General features: G+C 55.0%; 15 protein-coding genes and 4 tRNA genes. All 19 read right to left on the bottom strand.

From position 1 onward, the window contains the following. Nucleotides 1–142: 142 nt before the first annotated feature. The 19 genes from tuf to birA all read right to left on the bottom strand — a co-directional run bounded on the left by tuf (nt 143) and on the right by birA (nt 19,399). On the bottom strand, nt 143–1,336 hold the full coding sequence (tuf, locus tag AOA59_RS20685; protein ID WP_003176426.1) for an elongation factor Tu: 1,194 nt from the start codon (nt 1,334–1,336) through the stop codon (nt 143–145). 30 nt (nt 1,337–1,366) lie between these two features. Then, nucleotides 1,367–3,472 (bottom strand): elongation factor G, encoded by a 2,106-nt coding sequence (fusA, locus tag AOA59_RS20680; RefSeq protein WP_015886136.1) that lies wholly within the window; start codon nt 3,470–3,472, stop codon nt 1,367–1,369. Between the two features lie 30 nt (nt 3,473–3,502). After that, complete coding sequence (gene rpsG, locus AOA59_RS20675) at nt 3,503–3,973, bottom strand: 30S ribosomal protein S7 (protein WP_002555493.1); 471 nt, start codon at nt 3,971–3,973, stop codon at nt 3,503–3,505. Nucleotides 3,974–4,091: 118 nt separating this feature from the next. Further along, complete coding sequence (gene rpsL / locus AOA59_RS20670) at nt 4,092–4,463, bottom strand: 30S ribosomal protein S12 (protein ID WP_002555494.1); 372 nt, start codon at nt 4,461–4,463, stop codon at nt 4,092–4,094. Between the two features lie 217 nt (nt 4,464–4,680). Further along, nucleotides 4,681–8,880, bottom strand: coding sequence for a DNA-directed RNA polymerase subunit beta' (gene rpoC, locus AOA59_RS20665; protein WP_017135962.1), 4,200 nt, complete (start codon nt 8,878–8,880; stop codon nt 4,681–4,683). Between the two features lie 64 nt (nt 8,881–8,944). Continuing rightward, the gene (gene rpoB, locus AOA59_RS20660) at nt 8,945–13,018 is read right to left on the bottom strand and encodes a DNA-directed RNA polymerase subunit beta (protein ID WP_017135961.1); all 4,074 of its coding nucleotides are present in this window, start codon (nt 13,016–13,018) and stop codon (nt 8,945–8,947) included. Nucleotides 13,019–13,237: 219 nt separating this feature from the next. Next, nucleotides 13,238–13,603: a 50S ribosomal protein L7/L12 gene (gene rplL / locus AOA59_RS20655; protein WP_010566858.1), complete on the bottom strand. Its 366-nt coding sequence runs from the start codon at nt 13,601–13,603 to the stop codon at nt 13,238–13,240. Nucleotides 13,604–13,681: 78 nt separating this feature from the next. Continuing rightward, a complete protein-coding gene (rplJ, locus tag AOA59_RS20650) occupies nt 13,682–14,182 on the bottom strand; it encodes a 50S ribosomal protein L10 (RefSeq protein WP_056861893.1) in 501 nt (166 codons plus the stop codon). A 199-nt stretch (nt 14,183–14,381) separates the two neighbouring features. Beyond that, a complete protein-coding gene (gene rplA / locus AOA59_RS20645) occupies nt 14,382–15,077 on the bottom strand; it encodes a 50S ribosomal protein L1 (protein WP_032884532.1) in 696 nt (231 codons plus the stop codon). Further along, a complete protein-coding gene (rplK, locus tag AOA59_RS20640; protein WP_003176435.1) occupies nt 15,077–15,508 on the bottom strand; it encodes a 50S ribosomal protein L11 in 432 nt (143 codons plus the stop codon). Before rplK ends, rplA begins: the two co-directional genes overlap by 1 nt. A 117-nt stretch (nt 15,509–15,625) precedes the next feature. Further along, entirely contained in the window at nt 15,626–16,159 is a 534-nt protein-coding gene (gene nusG, locus AOA59_RS20635) for a transcription termination/antitermination protein NusG (protein ID WP_003176436.1), read from the bottom strand. Nucleotides 16,160–16,168: 9 nt separating this feature from the next. Further along, nucleotides 16,169–16,537, bottom strand: coding sequence for a preprotein translocase subunit SecE (secE, locus tag AOA59_RS20630; protein WP_003232399.1), 369 nt, complete (start codon nt 16,535–16,537; stop codon nt 16,169–16,171). Nucleotides 16,538–16,582: 45 nt separating this feature from the next. After that, a tRNA-Trp gene (locus AOA59_RS20625) sits at nt 16,583–16,658 on the bottom strand. 161 nt (nt 16,659–16,819) lie between these two features. Then, nucleotides 16,820–16,895, bottom strand: a tRNA-Thr gene (locus tag AOA59_RS20620). 26 nt (nt 16,896–16,921) lie between these two features. Further along, nucleotides 16,922–16,995: transfer RNA gene (locus AOA59_RS20615), tRNA-Gly, on the bottom strand. A gap of 24 nt (nt 16,996–17,019) precedes the next feature. After that, nucleotides 17,020–17,104 (bottom strand) — tRNA-Tyr (locus AOA59_RS20610). A 142-nt stretch (nt 17,105–17,246) separates the two neighbouring features. Then, nucleotides 17,247–17,693, bottom strand: coding sequence for a hypothetical protein (locus AOA59_RS20605; RefSeq protein ID WP_099488899.1), 447 nt, complete (start codon nt 17,691–17,693; stop codon nt 17,247–17,249). A gap of 7 nt (nt 17,694–17,700) precedes the next feature. Further along, entirely contained in the window at nt 17,701–18,450 is a 750-nt protein-coding gene (locus AOA59_RS20600; RefSeq protein WP_099488898.1) for a pantothenate kinase, read from the bottom strand. Continuing rightward, a complete protein-coding gene (gene birA / locus AOA59_RS20595) occupies nt 18,440–19,399 on the bottom strand; it encodes a bifunctional biotin--[acetyl-CoA-carboxylase] ligase/biotin operon repressor BirA (RefSeq protein ID WP_099488897.1) in 960 nt (319 codons plus the stop codon). Before birA ends, AOA59_RS20600 begins: the two co-directional genes overlap by 11 nt. Nucleotides 19,400–19,705: the final 306 nt, after the last annotated feature.

Genomic DNA, 19,705 nt, shown 5'->3' with positions numbered 1-19,705 from the left:
CTGCTATTCCCAGCGAGCGCAATACGCCCGTTAAAAGGAGGCGCAATTCTATAGACGGCCCTGATAGGTGTCAACCCAATAAAAAAGGCCCCCGCTGAGCGGGGGCCTTTTCAAAACATCAGAGCTATCTCAGAAGAGATAATTACTCGATGATTTTAGCTACAACGCCAGCACCAACGGTACGGCCGCCTTCACGGATTGCGAAACGCAGACCGTCTTCCATAGCGATGGTTTTGATCAGGGTGACAACCATTTTGATGTTGTCGCCTGGCATTACCATTTCTACGCCTTCCGGCAGTTCGCAGTTACCGGTTACGTCGGTAGTACGGAAGTAGAACTGTGGACGGTAGCCTTTGAAGAACGGAGTGTGACGGCCGCCTTCTTCTTTGCTCAGCACGTACACTTCAGCTTCGAACTTGGTGTGCGGCTTAACCGAACCTGGCTTAACCAGAACCTGGCCACGCTCAACGTCGTCACGCTTGGTACCACGCAGCAGAACGCCGCAGTTCTCGCCAGCACGACCTTCGTCGAGCAGCTTACGGAACATTTCAACACCGGTGCAGGTGGTGACGGTAGTGTCACGCAGACCAACGATTTCCAGTGGATCTTGAACCTTGACGATACCGCGCTCGATACGACCAGTTACAACAGTACCGCGACCGGAGATCGAGAATACGTCTTCGATTGGCATCAGGAACGGCTTGTCGATAACACGAACTGGATCTGGGATGTAGCTGTCCAGAGTCTCAACCAGTTTACGAACGGACGTGGTGCCCATTTCGTTATCGTCTTTGCCTTCCAGAGCCATACGAGCAGAACCGATGATGATCGGAGTGTCGTCGCCTGGGAAGTCGTAAGTGCTCAGCAGATCGCGCACTTCCATCTCAACCAGTTCCAGCAGCTCAGCGTCGTCTACCAGGTCAGCCTTGTTCAGGTAAACCACGATGTACGGAACGCCAACCTGGCGGGACAGCAGGATGTGCTCACGGGTTTGCGGCATCGGACCATCAGCGGCCGAGCAAACCAGGATCGCGCCGTCCATCTGGGCAGCACCGGTGATCATGTTCTTCACATAGTCAGCGTGACCTGGGCAGTCAACGTGAGCGTAGTGACGGATCAGCGAGTTGTATTCAACGTGCGCGGTGTTGATGGTGATACCACGAGCTTTTTCTTCTGGTGCGCTGTCGATCTTATCGAAATCAACGATTGCGGAACCGAATACTTCGGAGCAAACGCGAGTCAGAGCAGCAGTCAGAGTGGTTTTACCGTGGTCAACGTGACCGATGGTGCCAACGTTGACGTGCGGTAGGGAACGATCAAATTTTTCTTTAGCCACGACAATTAACTCCTTGCCTAAAGGACTGAATCAGCCTTGTTTTTTGGATACAGTTTCAGCGATGTGCGCCGGAGCTGTGTTGTATTTTTTGAATTCCATAGAGTAGCTTGCGCGACCCTGAGACATGGAGCGAACGTCGGTCGCATAACCGAACATCTCACCCAACGGAACCTCGGCGCGAATCACTTTGCCGGAAACCGTGTCTTCCATACCCAAGATCATGCCGCGACGACGGTTAAGGTCGCCCATGACATCACCCATATAGTCTTCAGGTGTAACAACTTCTACCGCCATGATTGGCTCAAGCAACTCACCACCGCCCTTCTGGGCCAGTTGCTTGGTTGCCATGGAAGCAGCCACCTTAAACGCCATCTCGTTGGAGTCGACGTCGTGGTAAGAACCGTCAAAAACGGTTGCTTTCAGGCCGATCAGCGGATAGCCGGCAACAACACCGTTCTTCATCTGCTCTTCGATACCCTTCTGGATAGCCGGGATGTATTCCTTAGGAACAACACCACCAACTACTTCGTTCACGAATTGCAGACCTTCCTGACCTTCGTCAGCAGGAGCAAAACGGATCCAGCAGTGACCGAACTGACCACGACCGCCGGACTGACGAACGAACTTGCCTTCGATTTCACAGTTCTTCGTGATGCGCTCACGATAGGAAACCTGAGGCTTACCGATGTTGGCTTCGACGTTGAACTCACGGCGCATCCGGTCGACCAGGATGTCCAGGTGCAGCTCGCCCATGCCGGAGATGATCGTTTGACCAGTCTCTTCATCAGTCTTGACGCGGAAAGATGGATCTTCCTGAGCAAGTTTGCCCAGAGCAATACCCATTTTTTCCTGGTCATCCTTGGTCTTAGGCTCTACGGCAACCGAAATAACCGGCTCCGGGAAGTCCATACGAACCAGGATGATTGGCTTGTCAGCGTTGCACAAGGTTTCACCAGTGGTGACGTCCTTCATGCCGATCAAGGCCGCGATGTCACCAGCGCGTACTTCCTTGATCTCTTCGCGGGCGTTTGCGTGCATTTGCACCATACGACCCACGCGCTCTTTCTTGCCTTTAACCGAGTTGATCACGCCGTCGCCGGAGTTCAACACGCCCGAGTAAACGCGGACGAAGGTCAAGGTACCCACGAATGGGTCGGTGGCAATTTTAAATGCCAGAGCGGAGAACGGTTCTGCGTCGTCTGCATGACGCTCCAGTTCGATAGTCTCGTCATCCGGGTCAGTACCCTTGATGGCAGGAATATCCACTGGTGCCGGCAGGTAGTCGATCACAGCATCGAGAACCAGGGGAACACCCTTGTTCTTGAACGAGGAACCGCAAACAGCCAAGACGATCTCACCAGCGATAGTACGCTGACGCAGAGCTGCCTTGATTTCCACGTTGGTGAGTTCTTCACCTTCGAGGTACTTGTTCATCAGCTCTTCGTTGGCTTCGGCCGCAGCTTCAACCATGTTGTTGCGCCATTCGTCAGCCAGTTCCTGCAGTTCAGCAGGGATAGGCTTGCGAACAGGAACCATACCTTTGTCAGCATCGTTCCAGTAAACAGCTTCCATGGTCAGCAGATCGATCTGACCCTGGAAGTTGTCTTCGGAACCGATAGCCAACTGGATTGGCACCGGGGTGTGACCCAGGCGCTGCTTGATCTGACCGATCACGCGCAGGAAGTTGGCACCAGCACGGTCCATCTTGTTTACGTAAACAAGACGTGGAACACCGTATTTGTTGGCTTGACGCCATACGGTTTCCGACTGCGGCTCAACACCCGAGGTACCGCAGAACACAACGACAGCGCCGTCGAGTACGCGCAGGGAACGCTCAACTTCAATGGTGAAGTCTACGTGGCCCGGGGTATCGATTACGTTGAAGCGGTGCTCATCTTTGTACTGCTTCTCGGAACCTTTCCAGAAGGCGGTAATAGCAGCAGAAGTAATGGTAATACCACGCTCCTGCTCCTGAACCATCCAGTCTGTGGTCGCGGCGCCGTCATGCACCTCGCCCATCTTGTGACTTTTGCCGGTGTAAAACAGTACGCGCTCGGTGGTGGTGGTTTTACCAGCATCCACGTGAGCAACGATACCGATGTTACGGTAGCGGCTAATCGGAGTAGTACGAGCCATAAAGCCCTCGCAAAATTAGTGAAGCTAAGATTAGAAGCGGTAGTGCGAGAAAGCTTTGTTAGCTTCAGCCATACGGTGCACGTCTTCACGCTTCTTAACAGCAGCACCTTTACCTTCAGCAGCGTCCAACAGCTCGCCGGCCAAACGCAGAGCCATAGACTTCTCGCCGCGCTTACGGGCGAAGTCTACCAACCAGCGCATTGCCAGAGCGTTACGACGGGACGGACGAACTTCGACCGGAACCTGGTAAGTAGCACCGCCTACACGGCGCGACTTCACTTCGACCAGCGGAGCGATGGCGTCGAGAGCTTTCTCGAAGATTTCCAGGGGGTCGCTGTTCTTGCGTTCTTTAACCTTTTCCAGCGCGCCATAAACGATACGCTCGGCAACGGCTTTCTTGCCGCTTTCCATCACGTGGTTCATGAACTTGGCCAGAATTTGGCTTCCGTATTTTGGATCGTCAAGCACTTCGCGCTTGGCTGCTACGCGTCTTCTTGGCATGGATAAGCCCTCAAACGGTCTTCAGGTTCGTTCGGAATCGGTGCCCTTTCGGGACGCCTCCGACCTTACTCTTATCGACTCAGAAAATAAGATGATTCAGTTTTACAAAAAGCCGCTACTACTTAGGCTTCTTGGTACCGTACTTCGAACGACCCTGGTTACGACCTTTAACGCCGGAAGTATCCAAGGAGCCGCGTACGGTGTGGTAACGAACACCTGGCAAGTCTTTTACACGACCGCCGCGGATCAGTACCACGCTGTGCTCTTGCAGGTTGTGGCCTTCACCGCCGATGTACGAGGAAACCTCGAAACCGTTGGTCAGACGCACACGGCATACTTTACGCAGTGCCGAGTTAGGTTTTTTCGGCGTGGTGGTATACACACGAGTGCATACGCCACGACGTTGCGGGCAGTTCTGCAGCGCAGGTACGTCGGATTTCTCGACGATACGCTTACGCGGCTGACGTACCAGCTGGTTGATAGTTGCCATCTACTAGCTCCACTGTTGTCTTGCGACGCTATTGTCTTGCAAGAAAAGCAAAATGGCAGGAACGAATTCCCGCCAAATTTAGGGGTACAAGAGTCTAAAGAGGATCTTGCCCCCAGTCAAGGCAAGGCCCCGACCTCCCCTCTCATCGAACCGGGACAAAAATGCCTCGATCCGACGAATGGGGGCTGCCAGGGCCCAGACTTATTTATCGCAGAACTCAGTTACCGCTTGAGTTCAGCGCTTCGGTCAGTGCAGCTTCCACTTCACTGGCGCTTACGCGCAGCGGTTTGTCAGCATCACGGCGGCGCTTGCGCTCGCTGTGGTAAGCCAAACCGGTACCTGCCGGGATCAGACGACCCACGACTACGTTTTCTTTCAGGCCGCGCAGGTAATCGCGCTTGCCGGTTACCGCTGCTTCGGTCAGTACGCGAGTGGTCTCCTGGAAGGAGGCCGCCGAGATGAACGACTCAGTGGACAGCGACGCCTTGGTGATACCCAGCAACACACGAGTGAACTTGGAGACAAATTTGTCTTCCGCGCCCAGACGTTCGTTCTCTACCAGTACGTGAGTCAGTTCCATCTGGTCGCCCTTGATGAAACTGGAATCGCCGGATTCAGCGATTTCAACTTTACGCAGCATCTGACGCAGGATGGTCTCGATGTGCTTATCGTTGATCTTCACGCCTTGCAGACGGTAAACGTCCTGGATCTCGTTAACGATGTACTTGGCCAGCGCACTCACACCCAGCAGACGCAGGATGTCGTGTGGATCGCTCGGGCCGTCGGAGATAACTTCGCCGCGGTTTACCTGTTCGCCTTCGAAGACGTTCAGGTGACGCCACTTCGGAATCAGCTCTTCGTACGGATCAGTACCATCGTTCGGGGTAATGACCAGACGGCGCTTGCCTTTGGTCTCTTTACCGAACGCGATGGTGCCGCTGACTTCAGCCAGAATCGACGCTTCTTTCGGACGACGAGCTTCGAACAAGTCGGCAACACGCGGCAGACCACCGGTGATGTCGCGGGTCTTCGAAGTTTCTTGCGGGATACGCGCGATAACATCACCGATCGCGATCTTCGCACCATCCGCTACACCGACCAGGGCGTTGGCTGGCAGGAAGTACTGAGCGATTACGTCAGTGCCTGGCAGCAACAAGTCCTTGCCGTTGTCGTCGACCATCTTAACGGCAGGACGGATGTCTTTACCGGCAGCTGGACGATCTTTCGCGTCGAGTACTTCAATGTTGGTCATACCGGTCAATTCGTCAGTCTGACGCTTGATCGTGATGCCTTCTTCCATGCCCACGTAGGTCACGGTACCTTTCATTTCGGTAACGATTGGGTGAGTGTGCGGATCCCACTTGGCCACGATTGCGCCAGCGTCGACCTTGTCACCTTCTTTAACCGAGATCACAGCACCGTACGGCAGCTTATAACGCTCACGCTCACGACCGTAGTCATCAGCGATTGCCAGCTCACCGGAACGGGACACAGCAACCAGGCAACCATCCACTCGCTCAACGTGTTTCAGGTTGTGCAGACGGACGGTACCGCCGTTCTTCACCTGAACGCTGTCGGCTGCGGAGGTCCGGCTTGCCGCACCACCGATGTGGAACGTACGCATGGTCAGCTGGGTACCCGGCTCACCGATGGACTGGGCAGCGATTACGCCAACCGCTTCACCGATGTTCACCTGGTGACCACGAGCCAAGTCACGGCCGTAGCACTTGGCACAAATGCCGTAGCGGGTTTCGCAGCTGATCGGCGAGCGAACAATCACTTCGTCGATGCTGTTGAGTTCGATGAACTCGACCCACTTTTCATCTACCAGGGTGCCGGCAGGAACGATAACTTCCTCGGTGCCTGGCTTGAATACGTCACGGGCGATTACTCGACCCAGTACGCGCTCACCCAACGGCTCTACAACGTCGCCGCCTTCGATGTGCGGAGTCATCAGCAGACCGTGTTCGGTGCCGCAGTCGACTTCAGTCACGACCAAGTCTTGTGCAACGTCTACCAGACGACGAGTCAGGTAACCGGAGTTAGCCGTTTTCAACGCGGTATCCGCAAGACCCTTACGAGCACCGTGAGTGGAGATGAAGTACTGAAGTACGCTCAAACCTTCACGGAAGTTCGCAGTAATCGGCGTTTCGATGATGGATCCGTCCGGCTTGGCCATCAGGCCACGCATACCGGCGAGCTGACGGATCTGCGCAGCAGAACCCCGTGCGCCCGAGTCGGCCATCATGTACATCGAGTTGAACGACTCTTGATCGACTTCTACGCCATGACGGTCGATAACCTTCTCTTTCGAGAGGTTCGCCATCATCGCCTTCGACACTTCGTCGTTGGCCTTGGACCAAAGGTCGATCACTTTGTTGTACTTCTCGCCCTGGGTTACCAGGCCGGAGGCGTACTGGCTTTCGATTTCTTTCACTTCATCAGTTGCAGCATTGATGATCTGGGCTTTTTCATCCGGGATAACGAAGTCGTTAACACCGATGGAAACGCCGGAAATGGTCGAATAAGCAAAGCCGGTGTACATCAACTGGTCAGCGAAGATCACGGTCTCTTTCAAACCAACCACGCGGTAGCACTGGTTGATCAGCTTGGAGATCGCCTTTTTCTTCATCGGCAAGTTGACGACGTCGTACGACAGACCTTTTGGCACAACTTGATACAGCAGCGCACGGCCGACAGTAGTGTCGACAATACGGGTGCCGCTCACGCTGCCGCCATCACGGTCGTTGACGGTTTCGTTGATCCGCACTTTGACCTTGGCGTGCAGTGCGGCTTCGCCGGCACGGAACACACGGTCAACTTCTTGCAGATCAGCGAACACACGACCTTCGCCTTTGGCGTTGATCGCTTCACGAGTCATGTAGTACAGACCCAATACAACGTCCTGCGACGGAACGATGATTGGCTCACCGTTGGCTGGCGACAGAATGTTGTTGGTCGACATCATCAACGCACGCGCTTCCAACTGGGCTTCCAGTGTCAGCGGTACGTGCACGGCCATTTGGTCGCCGTCGAAGTCGGCGTTGTACGCAGCACAGACCAGAGGGTGCAGCTGGATAGCCTTACCTTCGATCAGTACCGGTTCAAACGCCTGGATACCCAGACGGTGAAGGGTCGGTGCACGGTTGAGGAGAACCGGGTGTTCGCGAATCACTTCAGCGAGAACGTCCCAAACCTCTGGCAGTTCGCGCTCGACCATTTTCTTGGCCGCTTTGATGGTGGTAGCGAGACCGCGCATTTCCAGCTTGCCGAAGATGAATGGCTTGAACAGCTCAAGCGCCATCTTCTTGGGCAGACCGCACTGGTGCAGACGCAGGGTCGGGCCTACGGTAATTACCGAACGACCCGAGTAGTCAACACGCTTACCGAGCAAGTTCTGACGGAAACGGCCTTGTTTACCCTTGATCATGTCAGCCAAGGATTTCAGAGGACGCTTGTTGGAACCGGTGATAGCGCGGCCACGACGGCCGTTGTCGAGCAAGGCATCGACAGCTTCTTGCAACATACGCTTTTCGTTGCGCACGATGATGTCCGGAGCGGACAGATCAAGCAGGCGCTTCAAGCGGTTGTTACGGTTGATCACGCGGCGGTACAGGTCGTTGAGGTCGGACGTTGCGAAACGACCACCGTCCAACGGTACCAGCGGACGCAGGTCTGGCGGCAGAACCGGCAGAACGGTCAGCACCATCCACTCTGGCAAGTTACCGGAACCCTGGAAGGCTTCCATCAACTTCAGACGCTTGGACAGCTTCTTGATCTTGGTTTCCGAGTTGGTTTGCGGAATTTCTTCGCGCAGACGGCCAATCTCGTGCTCCAGGTCGATAGCGTGCAGCAGTTCGCGGACAGCTTCGGCACCCATACGGGCATCAAAGTCGTCGCCGAACTCTTCCAGCGCTTCGAAGTACTGCTCGTCGTTCAGCAACTGACCTTTTTCAAGGGTGGTCATGCCTGGATCGATAACGACATAGCTCTCGAAGTAGAGAACACGTTCGATGTCACGCAGGGTCATGTCCATCAGCAAGCCGATACGGGACGGCAGCGATTTCAGGAACCAGATATGGGCAACCGGCGAAGCCAGTTCGATGTGCGCCATGCGCTCACGACGAACTTTAGCCAGCGCAACTTCAACGCCGCACTTCTCGCAGATCACACCACGGTGCTTCAAGCGCTTGTACTTACCGCACAGGCACTCGTAATCCTTTACCGGGCCAAAGATCTTGGCGCAGAACAGGCCGTCACGCTCAGGTTTGAACGTACGGTAGTTAATGGTTTCCGGCTTTTTAACTTCACCGAACGACCACGAACGGATCATCTCAGGCGATGCCAACCCAATACGGATGGCGTCGAACTCTTCGACTTGACCCTGGTTTTTCAGCAAATTCAGTAGGTCTTTCAAGGCCTTTCCTCCTGGCGGAGCAGAGAGCGGGCTAAACAGCCCCGCTCTCGATTCGCGTCACGTGTTATTCGGTTTCCAGATCGATATCGATGCCGAGGGAACGAATTTCTTTGATCAACACGTTGAAAGACTCGGGCATGCCCGGCTCCATACGGTGATCGCCGTCCACGATGTTTTTGTACATCTTGGTCCGACCGTTCACATCGTCCGACTTCACTGTGAGCATTTCTTGCAGAGTGTATGCAGCACCGTATGCTTCCAGTGCCCAGACCTCCATCTCCCCGAAACGCTGACCACCGAACTGAGCCTTACCACCCAGCGGCTGCTGGGTAACCAGGCTGTACGAACCGGTAGAACGAGCGTGCATCTTGTCGTCTACCAAGTGGTTCAGCTTCAGCATGTACATGTAGCCAACAGTAACCGGGCGCTCAAACTTGTTGCCGGTACGGCCGTCGAACAGCTGCATCTGGCCGCTTTCCGGCAGGTCTGCCAGTTTCAGCATGGCCTTGATTTCGCTTTCCTTGGCACCGTCGAATACCGGGGTAGCCATTGGAACGCCGCCGCGCAGGTTCTTCGCCAGATCCAGGATTTCCTGGTCGGAGAAGGTGTCCAGCTCTTCGTTGCGACCGCCGATCTCGTTGTAGATCTCGTGCAGGAACTTGCGCAGGTCAGCAACCTTGCGCTGCTCTTCGATCATACGGTTGATCTTCTCTCCCAGACCTTTGGCCGCGAGGCCCAGGTGGGTTTCGAGGATCTGACCAACGTTCATACGCGAAGGTACGCCCAACGGGTTGAGGACGACGTCGACCGGGGTGCCATTGGCATCGTGCGGCATGTCTTCAACCGGCATGATCACGGAGACCACACCTTTGTTACCGTGACGACCGGCCATCTTGTCGCCCGGCTGGATGCGGCGACGGATTGCCAGGTAAACCTTGACGATTTTCAGCACGCCTGGAGCCAGGTCATCGCCCTGCTGCAGTTTGCGCTTCTTGTCTTCGAACTTGTCGTCCAGCAGACGGCGGCGATCAACGATATAGGCCTGAGCCTTCTCGAGCTGCTCGTTCAGAGCATCTTCAGCCATGCGCAGTTTGAACCACTGACCATGCTCAAGACCGTCGAGTACTTCGTCGGTGATGTCCTGACCTTTCTTCAGACCTGCGCCGCCTTCAGCCTTATGGCCTACCAGAGCGGAACGCAGACGTTCGAAGGTCGCGCCTTCAACGATACGGAACTCTTCGTTCAGGTCCTTGCGGATCTCGTCGAGTTGAGTCTTCTCGATGGACAGTGCACGAGCATCACGCTCAACGCCGTCACGAGTGAAGACCTGTACGTCGATGACAGTACCCTTGGTACCGGTAGGTACACGCAGGGAGGTGTCTTTAACGTCGCTGGCTTTTTCACCGAAGATGGCACGCAGCAGCTTCTCTTCCGGAGTCAGTTGGGTCTCGCCTTTCGGAGTGACCTTACCTACCAGGATGTCGCCTGCGCCAACTTCAGCACCTACGTAAACGATACCGGCTTCGTCCAGCTTGTTCAGTGCAGCTTCACCCACGTTCGGGATGTCTGCAGTGATTTCCTCTGGCCCAAGCTTGGTATCACGTGCCACACAGGTCAGTTCCTGAATGTGGATCGTGGTGAAACGGTCTTCTTGAACAACACGCTCGGACAGGCAGATGGAGTCTTCGAAGTTGAAGCCGTTCCATGCCATGAACGCGATGCGCATGTTCTGACCCAGTGCCAGTTCACCCATGTCGGTGGACGGGCCGTCGGCCATGATGTCGCTACGCTGAACGCGATCACCCTTGCTCACCAGCGGACGCTGGTTGATGCAGGTGTTCTGGTTCGAGCGGGTGTATTTGGTCAGGTTGTAGATGTCGACACCGGCTTCGCCAGTTTCAACTTCATCATCGGCAACACGAACCACGATACGGCTGGCATCAACGGAGTCGATCACGCCGCCACGACGAGCCACGACGCAAACGCCGGAGTCACGGGCTACGTTACGCTCCATGCCGGTACCTACCAGCGGCTTGTCAGCGCGCAGGGTTGGTACAGCTTGACGCTGCATGTTGGAACCCATCAACGCACGGTTGGCGTCATCGTGTTCCAGGAACGGGATCAGCGACGCTGCAACCGAAACTACCTGCTTCGGCGAAACGTCCATCAAGGTGACGTCTTCCGGCGCCTTGACGGTGAACTCGTTCAAGTGACGAACAGCTACTAGCTCGTCGATCAGGACTTTCTTGTCGTTCATCGTGGCCGAAGCCTGAGCGATCACGTGATCAGCTTCTTCGATGGCGGACAGGAATACGATCTCGTCGGTGACCAGAGCGTCTTTCACCACGCGGTACGGGCTCTCGAGGAAGCCGTACTGGTTGGTGCGCGCATAAGCGGCCAGGGAGTTGATCAGACCGATGTTCGGACCTTCCGGCGTTTCGATCGGGCAAACACGACCGTAGTGCGTCGGGTGTACGTCACGAACTTCGAAGCCTGCACGCTCACGGGTCAGACCGCCCGGGCCCAGTGCGGAAACACGGCGCTTGTGGGTGATCTCGGAGAGCGGGTTGTTCTGGTCCATGAACTGGGAAAGCTGGCTGGAACCGAAGAACTCTTTCACCGCCGCAGCCACTGGCTTGGCGTTGATCAGGTCTTGCGGCATCAGGCCTTCGCTTTCAGCCATCGACAGACGCTCTTTGACCGCACGCTCAACACGCACAAGGCCAACGCGGAACTGGTTTTCGGCCATTTCGCCTACGCAGCGAACACGACGGTTACCCAGGTGGTCGATGTCATCGACGATGCCTTTACCGTTACGGATGTCGACCAGAGTCTTCAGTACCGCGACTATGTCTTCCTTGCACAGCACGCCCGAACCTTCGATCTCGGTACGACCGATACGACGGTTGAACTTCATCCGGCCGACCGCAGACAGGTCATAACGCTCAGGGCTGAAGAACAGGTTGTTGAACAGGGTCTCGGCAGCGTCTTTGGTTGGCGGCTCACCAGGACGCATCATGCGATAGATCTCGACCAGCGCTTCCAATTGGTTGCTGGTGGAGTCGATCTTCAGTGTGTCGGAGATGAACGGACCGCAGTCGATGTCGTTGGTGTACAGGGTCTCGATGCGAACAACCTGGGCCTTGGCGATTTTTGCCAGGATTTCGGTGTTCAGCTCGGTGTTGCACTCAGCCAGGATTTCGCCTGTAGCCGGGTGAACGATAACCTTGGCGGTGGTGCGACCCAGGACGTAGTCCAGAGGCACTTCCAGCGACTTGATGCCGGCTTTTTCGATCTGGTTGATGTGGCGCGCAGTAATACGACGACCCGCTTCAACGATCACTTTGCCGTTTTCGTCCTGAATATCCAGAACGGCAATTTCACCACGCAGACGCGAAGCAATCAGCTCCAGGCTGAGGGTTTCATCCTTCAGGCTGAATACGTTGGTGGTGTAGAAAGCGTCCAGCACCTGCTCAGTGGTGTAACCGAGCGCGCGCAGCAGTACCGAGGCCGGCAGCTTGCGACGACGGTCGATACGCACGAACACGCAGTCTTTCGGGTCGAACTCGAAGTCCAACCACGAACCGCGGTACGGAATGATCCGCGCGGAGTACAGGAGTTTACCGGAGCTGTGCGTCTTGCCGCGGTCGTGGTCGAAGAACACGCCCGGGGAACGGTGCAGCTGGGAAACAATAACACGCTCGGTACCGTTGATTACGAAGGTACCGTTTTCAGTCATCAGTGGGATTTCGCCCATGTAGACTTCTTGCTCTTTGATGTCCTTGATCGCTTTGTTCGACGATTCTTTGTCGAAAATGATCAGGCGGACTTTTACCCGCAAAGGTACGGCGTACGTAACACCGCGCAACACGCATTCTTTGACATCAAATGCCGGTTCGCCCAGGCGATAACCCACGTACTCCAGCGCAGCATTGCCGGAGTAGCTGATGATCGGGAAAACGGATTTGAAGGCCGCATGCAGGCCCACGTCGCGGAACTGATCTTTGGTCGCTCCCGCCTGCAAGAATTCACGATACGAATCCAGCTGGATAGCCAGAAGGTACGGGACATCCATGACGTCCGGCAACTTGCTAAAGTCCTTGCGGATACGTTTTTTCTCAGTATATGAGTAAGCCATCAGCGTTCCCCAGCTTGGTCACCTGCTTGTTTGGCCCCTCCGACGGGAGCAGCCAGAAAATCTTGCAAACCCCATGGTTTGCACCACCGCATCGGGTGGTTACAGCGCGTAATTGGCGGCGACCGAGTCGACAGCCAAGAACGGAAAAAGGCCGGTGGCAAGAGCCACCAGCCATCAGCCTTCAGCTTAACGCTTGGGCTGGAGACGCAAGGTCGATGCTTACTTCAGCTCGACTTTAGCGCCTGCTTCTTCCAGCACTGCTTTAGCTTTGTCAGCGGCGTCTTTCGACACTGCTTCCAGAACCTGGGCAGGAGCGCCGTCAACTACAGCCTTGGCTTCTTTCAGGCCCAGACCGGTCAGTTCACGAACTGCCTTGATCACGTTTACTTTCTTCTCGCCAGCTTCCAGCAGCATGACGTTGAATTCGGTTTGCTCTTCAGCAGCAACAGCAGCAACAGCTGGGCCAGCGGAAGCAGCGGCAGCGGAAACGCCGAATTTTTCTTCGAAAGCTTTGATCAGCTCAACAACCTGCAGAACCGACATTTCAGCTACGGCGTTGAGGATATCTTCTTGGGAGATAGACATTACTGTATTTCCTGAATTGGGGGACGGCCTACGCGGCCATCGAAATAAACAAAAATACGCGAAAGGAGATGCTCAGCCTTAGGCTGCGGCAGCTTCTTTTTGCTCGCGAACTGCGGCCAGAGTACGAGCCAACTTGCTGGTAGCGCCTTGAATCACGCTCATCAGCTGAGAAATAGCTTCGTTACGGGTCGGCAGTGTTGCCAGTACGTCGATTTGGTTAGCTGCGAGGAACTTGCCCTCGAACGCAGCTGCCTTGATCTCGAACTTATCCTGACTCTTGGCGAATTCCTTGAACAAACGGGCAGCAGCGCCCGGGTGATCTTTGGAGAACGCGATCAGAGTCGGGCCGGTGAACACGTCGTTGAGGACACTGTATTCAGTGTCAGCAACAGCGCGCTTGAGCAGGGTGTTACGTACAACACGTACGTATACGCCAGCTTCACGAGCCTCTTTACGGAGTCCGGTCATAGCGCTTACTGTCACACCACGGGCATCAGCCACGACAGCGGACAGAGCAGCTTTGGCAGCCTCGTTGACTTCAGCGACGATGGCCTTCTTGTCTTCGAGATTAATTGCCACGGGTTTAACTCCTGCTTGTTACCGTTTCATCTGGCCGAAGCCGGATGTCGTTTTGGTGTCTGATTCGGTAAGGAACCGGGAGCACCATCTGCGTAGGCTTGAGGTTTAAGGCTTGCGCCGCCTACGGTCTTGGATAGCCCCCGCCAGGCAGGGACCCCAATTTTTTCAATTGACGCGATCTCTCGCGCCAATGTGTCTCTTATACGTCCAGCGAACCTTGGTCGATGACCAGACCTGGGCCCATAGTGGTGCTCAGGGTAACGCGCTTGACGTAGATACCTTTCGAAGAAGCTGGCTTGATACGCTTCAGATCAGCGATCAGGGCTTCAACGTTTTCCTTCAGCTTGACGGCATCGAAGCCGACTTTGCCAACGGAGGTGTGAATGATGCCGTTTTTGTCGGTGCGATAACGAACCTGACCAGCCTTGGCGTTTTTAACCGCGGTAGCTACGTCTGGAGTTACGGTGCCGACTTTAGGGTTAGGCATCAGACCACGTGGACCGAGGATCTGACCCAACTGACCTACAACGCGCATTGCATCCGGGGAAGCAATGACTACGTCGTAGTTCAGGTCGCCGCCTTTCATTTCGGCAGCCAGGTCGTCCATGCCAACGCGATCAGCGCCGGCGGCCAGAGCAGCTTCAGCTGCCGGGCCTTGGGTGAAGACAGCAACACGTACAGTCTTGCCAGTACCGTGTGGCAGCACAGTAGCGCTACGAACGACCTGGTCGGATTTACGTGGGTCAACGCCCAGGTTTACAGCAACGTCAACGGACTCGCTGAACTTGACAGTCGACAGCTCGGTCAGCAGGGCAGCGGCGTCTACAAAGCTGTAGGCCTTGCCTGCTTCGATTTTGCCGGCGATAGCCTTTTGGCGCTTGGTCAGCTTAGCCATTACACACCCTCCACGTTAAGGCCCATGCTACGAGCAGAACCGGCGATGGTACGCACGGCTGCATCCATATCAGCTGCAGTCAGATCCGCGTTTTTGGTTTTCGCGATTTCTTCCAGCTGAGCACGAGTTACGGTGCCAACCTTAACGGTGTTAGGACGAGCGGAACCGCTAGTCAGACCGGCAGCTTTCTTCAGCAGAACCGAAGCCGGGGTCGACTTGGTTTCAAAAGTGAAGCTACGGTCGCTGTATACAGTGATGATCACTGGAGTCGGCAGACCTGGCTCAAGACCCTGAGTACGGGCGTTGAAGGCCTTGCAGAATTCCATGATGTTCACGCCGTGCTGACCCAGAGCCGGGCCGACAGGTGGACTTGGGTTGGCCTGAGCGGCCTTCACTTGCAGCTTGATGTAAGCGGTAATCTTCTTGGCCATGAGGCACTCCAATTACGGGTTCAAACGCCTCGAAAGGCTCCCCGGTTACTTGCGCGTTTATCCCAGTGACGACAAAACCCCACAGCCTAAGGCTGCGGGGTTGGGATGCTTGCTCAGCTAGACCTTCTCGACCTGGCTGAACTCCAACTCTACCGGAGTAGAGCGACCGAAAATGAGCACTGCCACCTGGATCCGGCTCTTTTCGTAGTTAACTTCTTCGACGGTGCCGTTGAAATCAGCAAACGGACCATCTGTGACACGAACAACCTCACCCGGCTCGAACAACGTCTTCGGCTTAGGCTTGTCGCTACCGTCAGCAACGCGACGCAGAATTGCTTCCGCCTCTTTGTCAGTGATCGGAGCAGGCTTATCAGCGGTACCGCCGATAAAACCCATGACACGAGGAGTGTCCTTGACCAAGTGCCAAGTACCTTCATTCATGTCCATCTGAACCAGCACGTAGCCAGGGAAGAACTTGCGTTCGCTTTTGCGCTTCTGGCCATTGCGCATTTCAACCACTTCTTCAGTGGGAACCAGAATTTCGCCGAAGCCATCTTCCATGCCTGCGAGCTTTACGCGCTCTAGCAAAGAGCGCATAACATGCTTCTCGTAACCCGAGTAAGCATGCACAACGTACCAACGCTTAGCCACGGGACACCCTTAGCCAACAATCAAGGAAACAAGCCAGCCGAGCAGGGAATCAAGCCCCCACAACAGCAACGCCATAACCAGAACAACAGCCACAACAATCAACGTGGTCTGCGTGGTTTCTTGGCGAGTCGGCCAAACGACTTTACGAATTTCGGTGCGAGCTTCCTTTACCAGGACCGCGAAAGACTTGCCTTTGGCAGTCTGCAGGCCTACAAAGGCAGCTACAGCAGCAAGAGCGAGCAAAGCGAGTACACGGTACAGGATCGGCGAAGCAGAGTAGTACTGATTGCCAACAACGCCTACGACCACCAATGCGACTACTACGAGCCACTTGACCAGATCGAAACGAGAGCTTTGAGCTTCAGCCTTAGGAGTCATCTATGAAGATCCTGTGAAAAGAAAGCCAGACACACCACGTGAATCTGGCAGGTCAGGAGGGAATCGAACCCCCAACCTACGGTTTTGGAGACCGTCGCTCTGCCAATTGAGCTACTGACCTAAAACAAAATCAGGCCGACCATTATGCAGGCCTGAAAAAGACTTTACAACAACCAACCCCACTAGACCTGAAATCACTTGACCATAAAGCCAAATGCGACACCAACAAGCCGAGGCAGCTGTTAAAACAAAGGCAGATATTTTCATATCTGCCTTGTTATATGGAGCTCTTGAGCGGATTTGAACCGCTGACCTCACCCTTACCAAGGGTGTGCTCTACCAACTGAGCTACAAGAGCAAAACACATCGCACAACCTGCAAACTTGGAGCGGGTAGCGGGAATCGAACCCGCATCATCAGCTTGGAAGGCTGAGGTTCTACCACTAAACTATACCCGCGGAGCTTGCAGCTCACGCTAAAAATGGTGGAGGGGGAAGGATTCGAACCTTCGAAGTCGTAGACGTCAGATTTACAGTCTGATCCCTTTGGCCGCTCGGGAACCCCTCCTAAGCGAGCCGGCATTCTACATCACGCCGGCCTTCTGTCAAGCATTTTCTCATTAAAAATATGAGGTTAGCTGCGTTGACCTTCGTTTCACCCTGTAGACCGTAAAGGTCTTCACTGCGAAGCGGGCGCCATTCTATGCAAACTATTCGACAGTTGCAACGCCTTCGCACAACATTATTTTATGTTTTAACTCATTGAATTCCTTAGCAAGGTTTTCAAACGGCAGATCGTCAGCCAGCCTCCTGCTTTCAGGGGCCACACGCAGCCAATAACCGGAGGCGTCAGGCGTATTGAGGAGAAGCACTTTGACCTTTATATCCAGGCTTATGAGGCGCTGCTCGACCGACTGAGCCTGACGCTGATCAGCAAAGCCACCAATGTATAGACAGGTATTTTGTGCGTCAGGCGCTTTTACTCGGTCGCGCCGAACCATGGGGTCAGAGGATTCACTCAATAGGCGAATATCCTGCTGAGAGCCCTTATAGAGGCTCAGAGGCGTTACATCCTTAGCGCGCAACGGGGCTTCCTGTTGATGCCAGATGTAATAGAAGGCATTGAGAACGAGCAAAAGCAAAAACAGCCAACGCATAAATACCTCAGGACAAAGGACACGCCATCGCCAGACCAACAAAAACCAGATCAGGAACAAAACGAGCGTGAGGCACGGCATCGGAGACCAGGTCAGCACCCCCGCCAGTCAGAAAAACCGTGAAGTCATCCCCCCAATAGCTTCGAGCCAACTCAAGCTGGGTCAAAACAAACCCCCTGAGCATCAGCGTACAACCCCGCTCAACGGCCTCAACAGTCGTGCGCCCTGGCGAGAGGCGCGCCAGGGCCTGCTCCGCCGCAATATCGTCGTAGCGGATCTTGCGTGTGTGCGTTCGCAACTGGCTGCGCATAAGGGGCATTCCCGGGCAAATGAAACCGCCAAGGTGCTCACCATCGGCAGCAATAAAGTCCGCAGTGGCGGCGGTACCGAAATCAAGCACCAGACAGGCACCTGATGCCAGCTTGAAACCACCGAGCATTGCCAACCAACGATCTAGCCCAAGACGCTCAAACTCTTCGTAACCATTACGTACACCCGCCATCTCTCTCGCCGAAGCAGCACAAGACACAACAACCCCAAATGCCCCCTGCAAAGCCTCAACCAGTTGCCCGGTCTCCTCAGCGGCCCGAACACTTACCAGGCGGCAACGCGTCAATGACAGCCCCGGGATCGCCTTCAGGCCCTCGATCAATTCAAGGTCCGAGCCGACAACACCCTCAGCGGACGCCCTGGCCATAGGCGAATCGAGCACACGCCACTTGATAAAGCTATTCCCACAGTCGAGCTCAAGAATCATCACGCAACCTCAGGCTTAGCTCACCGCCGCTATATATTTTCTCGACACCCTCGACACTCAGCCGAAGCGCGCCCTGGTGATCAACACCCAGCACCACACCATCAATCTGGTTAACACCCGCGATAAGAGATACTGGCTTACCCTGCCACAAATGATTTCGCTCCCACTCTTCCTGGAGCGCAGCAAAGCCCGAAGCCTTGTGTCGCTCCAGGTGACTTTGCAGTTGCAGCCCAAGCCGTGCGACCAAGTGATTACGGTCGACAGGGGAACCTGTCTCCAACTGCGCCGACGTCCACTGCTGATCGACCTCTGCGGTCTTCTGCATATTTACGTTGATCCCTACACCGAGGACAACGTGACAAACATCAGCGGGATCCCCAACCAATTCCAGCAAGATGCCGGCAATTTTTTTCTGCCCAACCAGAACGTCGTTCGGCCATTTCAATGCAGCAGCCTGGACGCCCAGCTCACGCAGGGCCTGCATGACCGCCAATCCCACGACAAGACTAAGCCCCTCCAATTGCCTTAACCCCCCGTCAATGCGCAATACGAGGCTGTAATACAGGTTTTGAGCGAACGGACTGACCCACTTACGACCCCGCCTACCCCTTCCTGCTGTTTGCTGCTCCGCAAGCACCAGAAATGGCGCCGCGCAACCGGCGTCGACGAGGCGCAAGGCCTCGGCATTGGTGGAGTCTATGGAATCTGAGATGTAAACAGGCCACGTCAAAGCCGGAGCATGCCCTTGAATTTCTTCATCATTCAAGAACACCAATGGAGATGCCAGCTGATACCCCCTGCCACGAACTTTATGGATGGGCAGGTTCAATTCGGACTCCAGATGCTGGAGCTGCTTCCAAACAGCACTGCGGCTGACACCCAGGGCAGCACCCAGCGCCTCTCCGGAGTGGAATCGACCATCTTTGAGAAGTGTTAACAACGTCAGCATGCAAGCATCGCCTCACAATGAGGCACGCATGATAGCCATGCGCAAGGTCATTGCATAGAAAGGACGGGATTTAGCACTGCTGGTCGCACAAAAGCGTTCGCGACAGCTCAGGCTGATTACTATGTCCGGATTAACCGCAACACTGTTGATTTGGAGCAACCAGACGGTTCTTGATACGGCGCCCCGTCAGAGGCTGCACGCGAAGTGAGTTGTTGTTTTCGACCGCCCAAAACAAAACCCCTGATTGCGTTAGCAATCAGGGGTTTCGGAATTTAATCTTGACGATGACCTACTCTCACATGGGGA

This window comes from Pseudomonas sp. 2822-15, assembly GCF_002742515.1.
Lineage (GTDB): Bacteria > Pseudomonadota > Gammaproteobacteria > Pseudomonadales > Pseudomonadaceae > Aquipseudomonas > Aquipseudomonas salomonii.
This window is presented reverse-complemented; position numbering and strand designations above follow the sequence as displayed.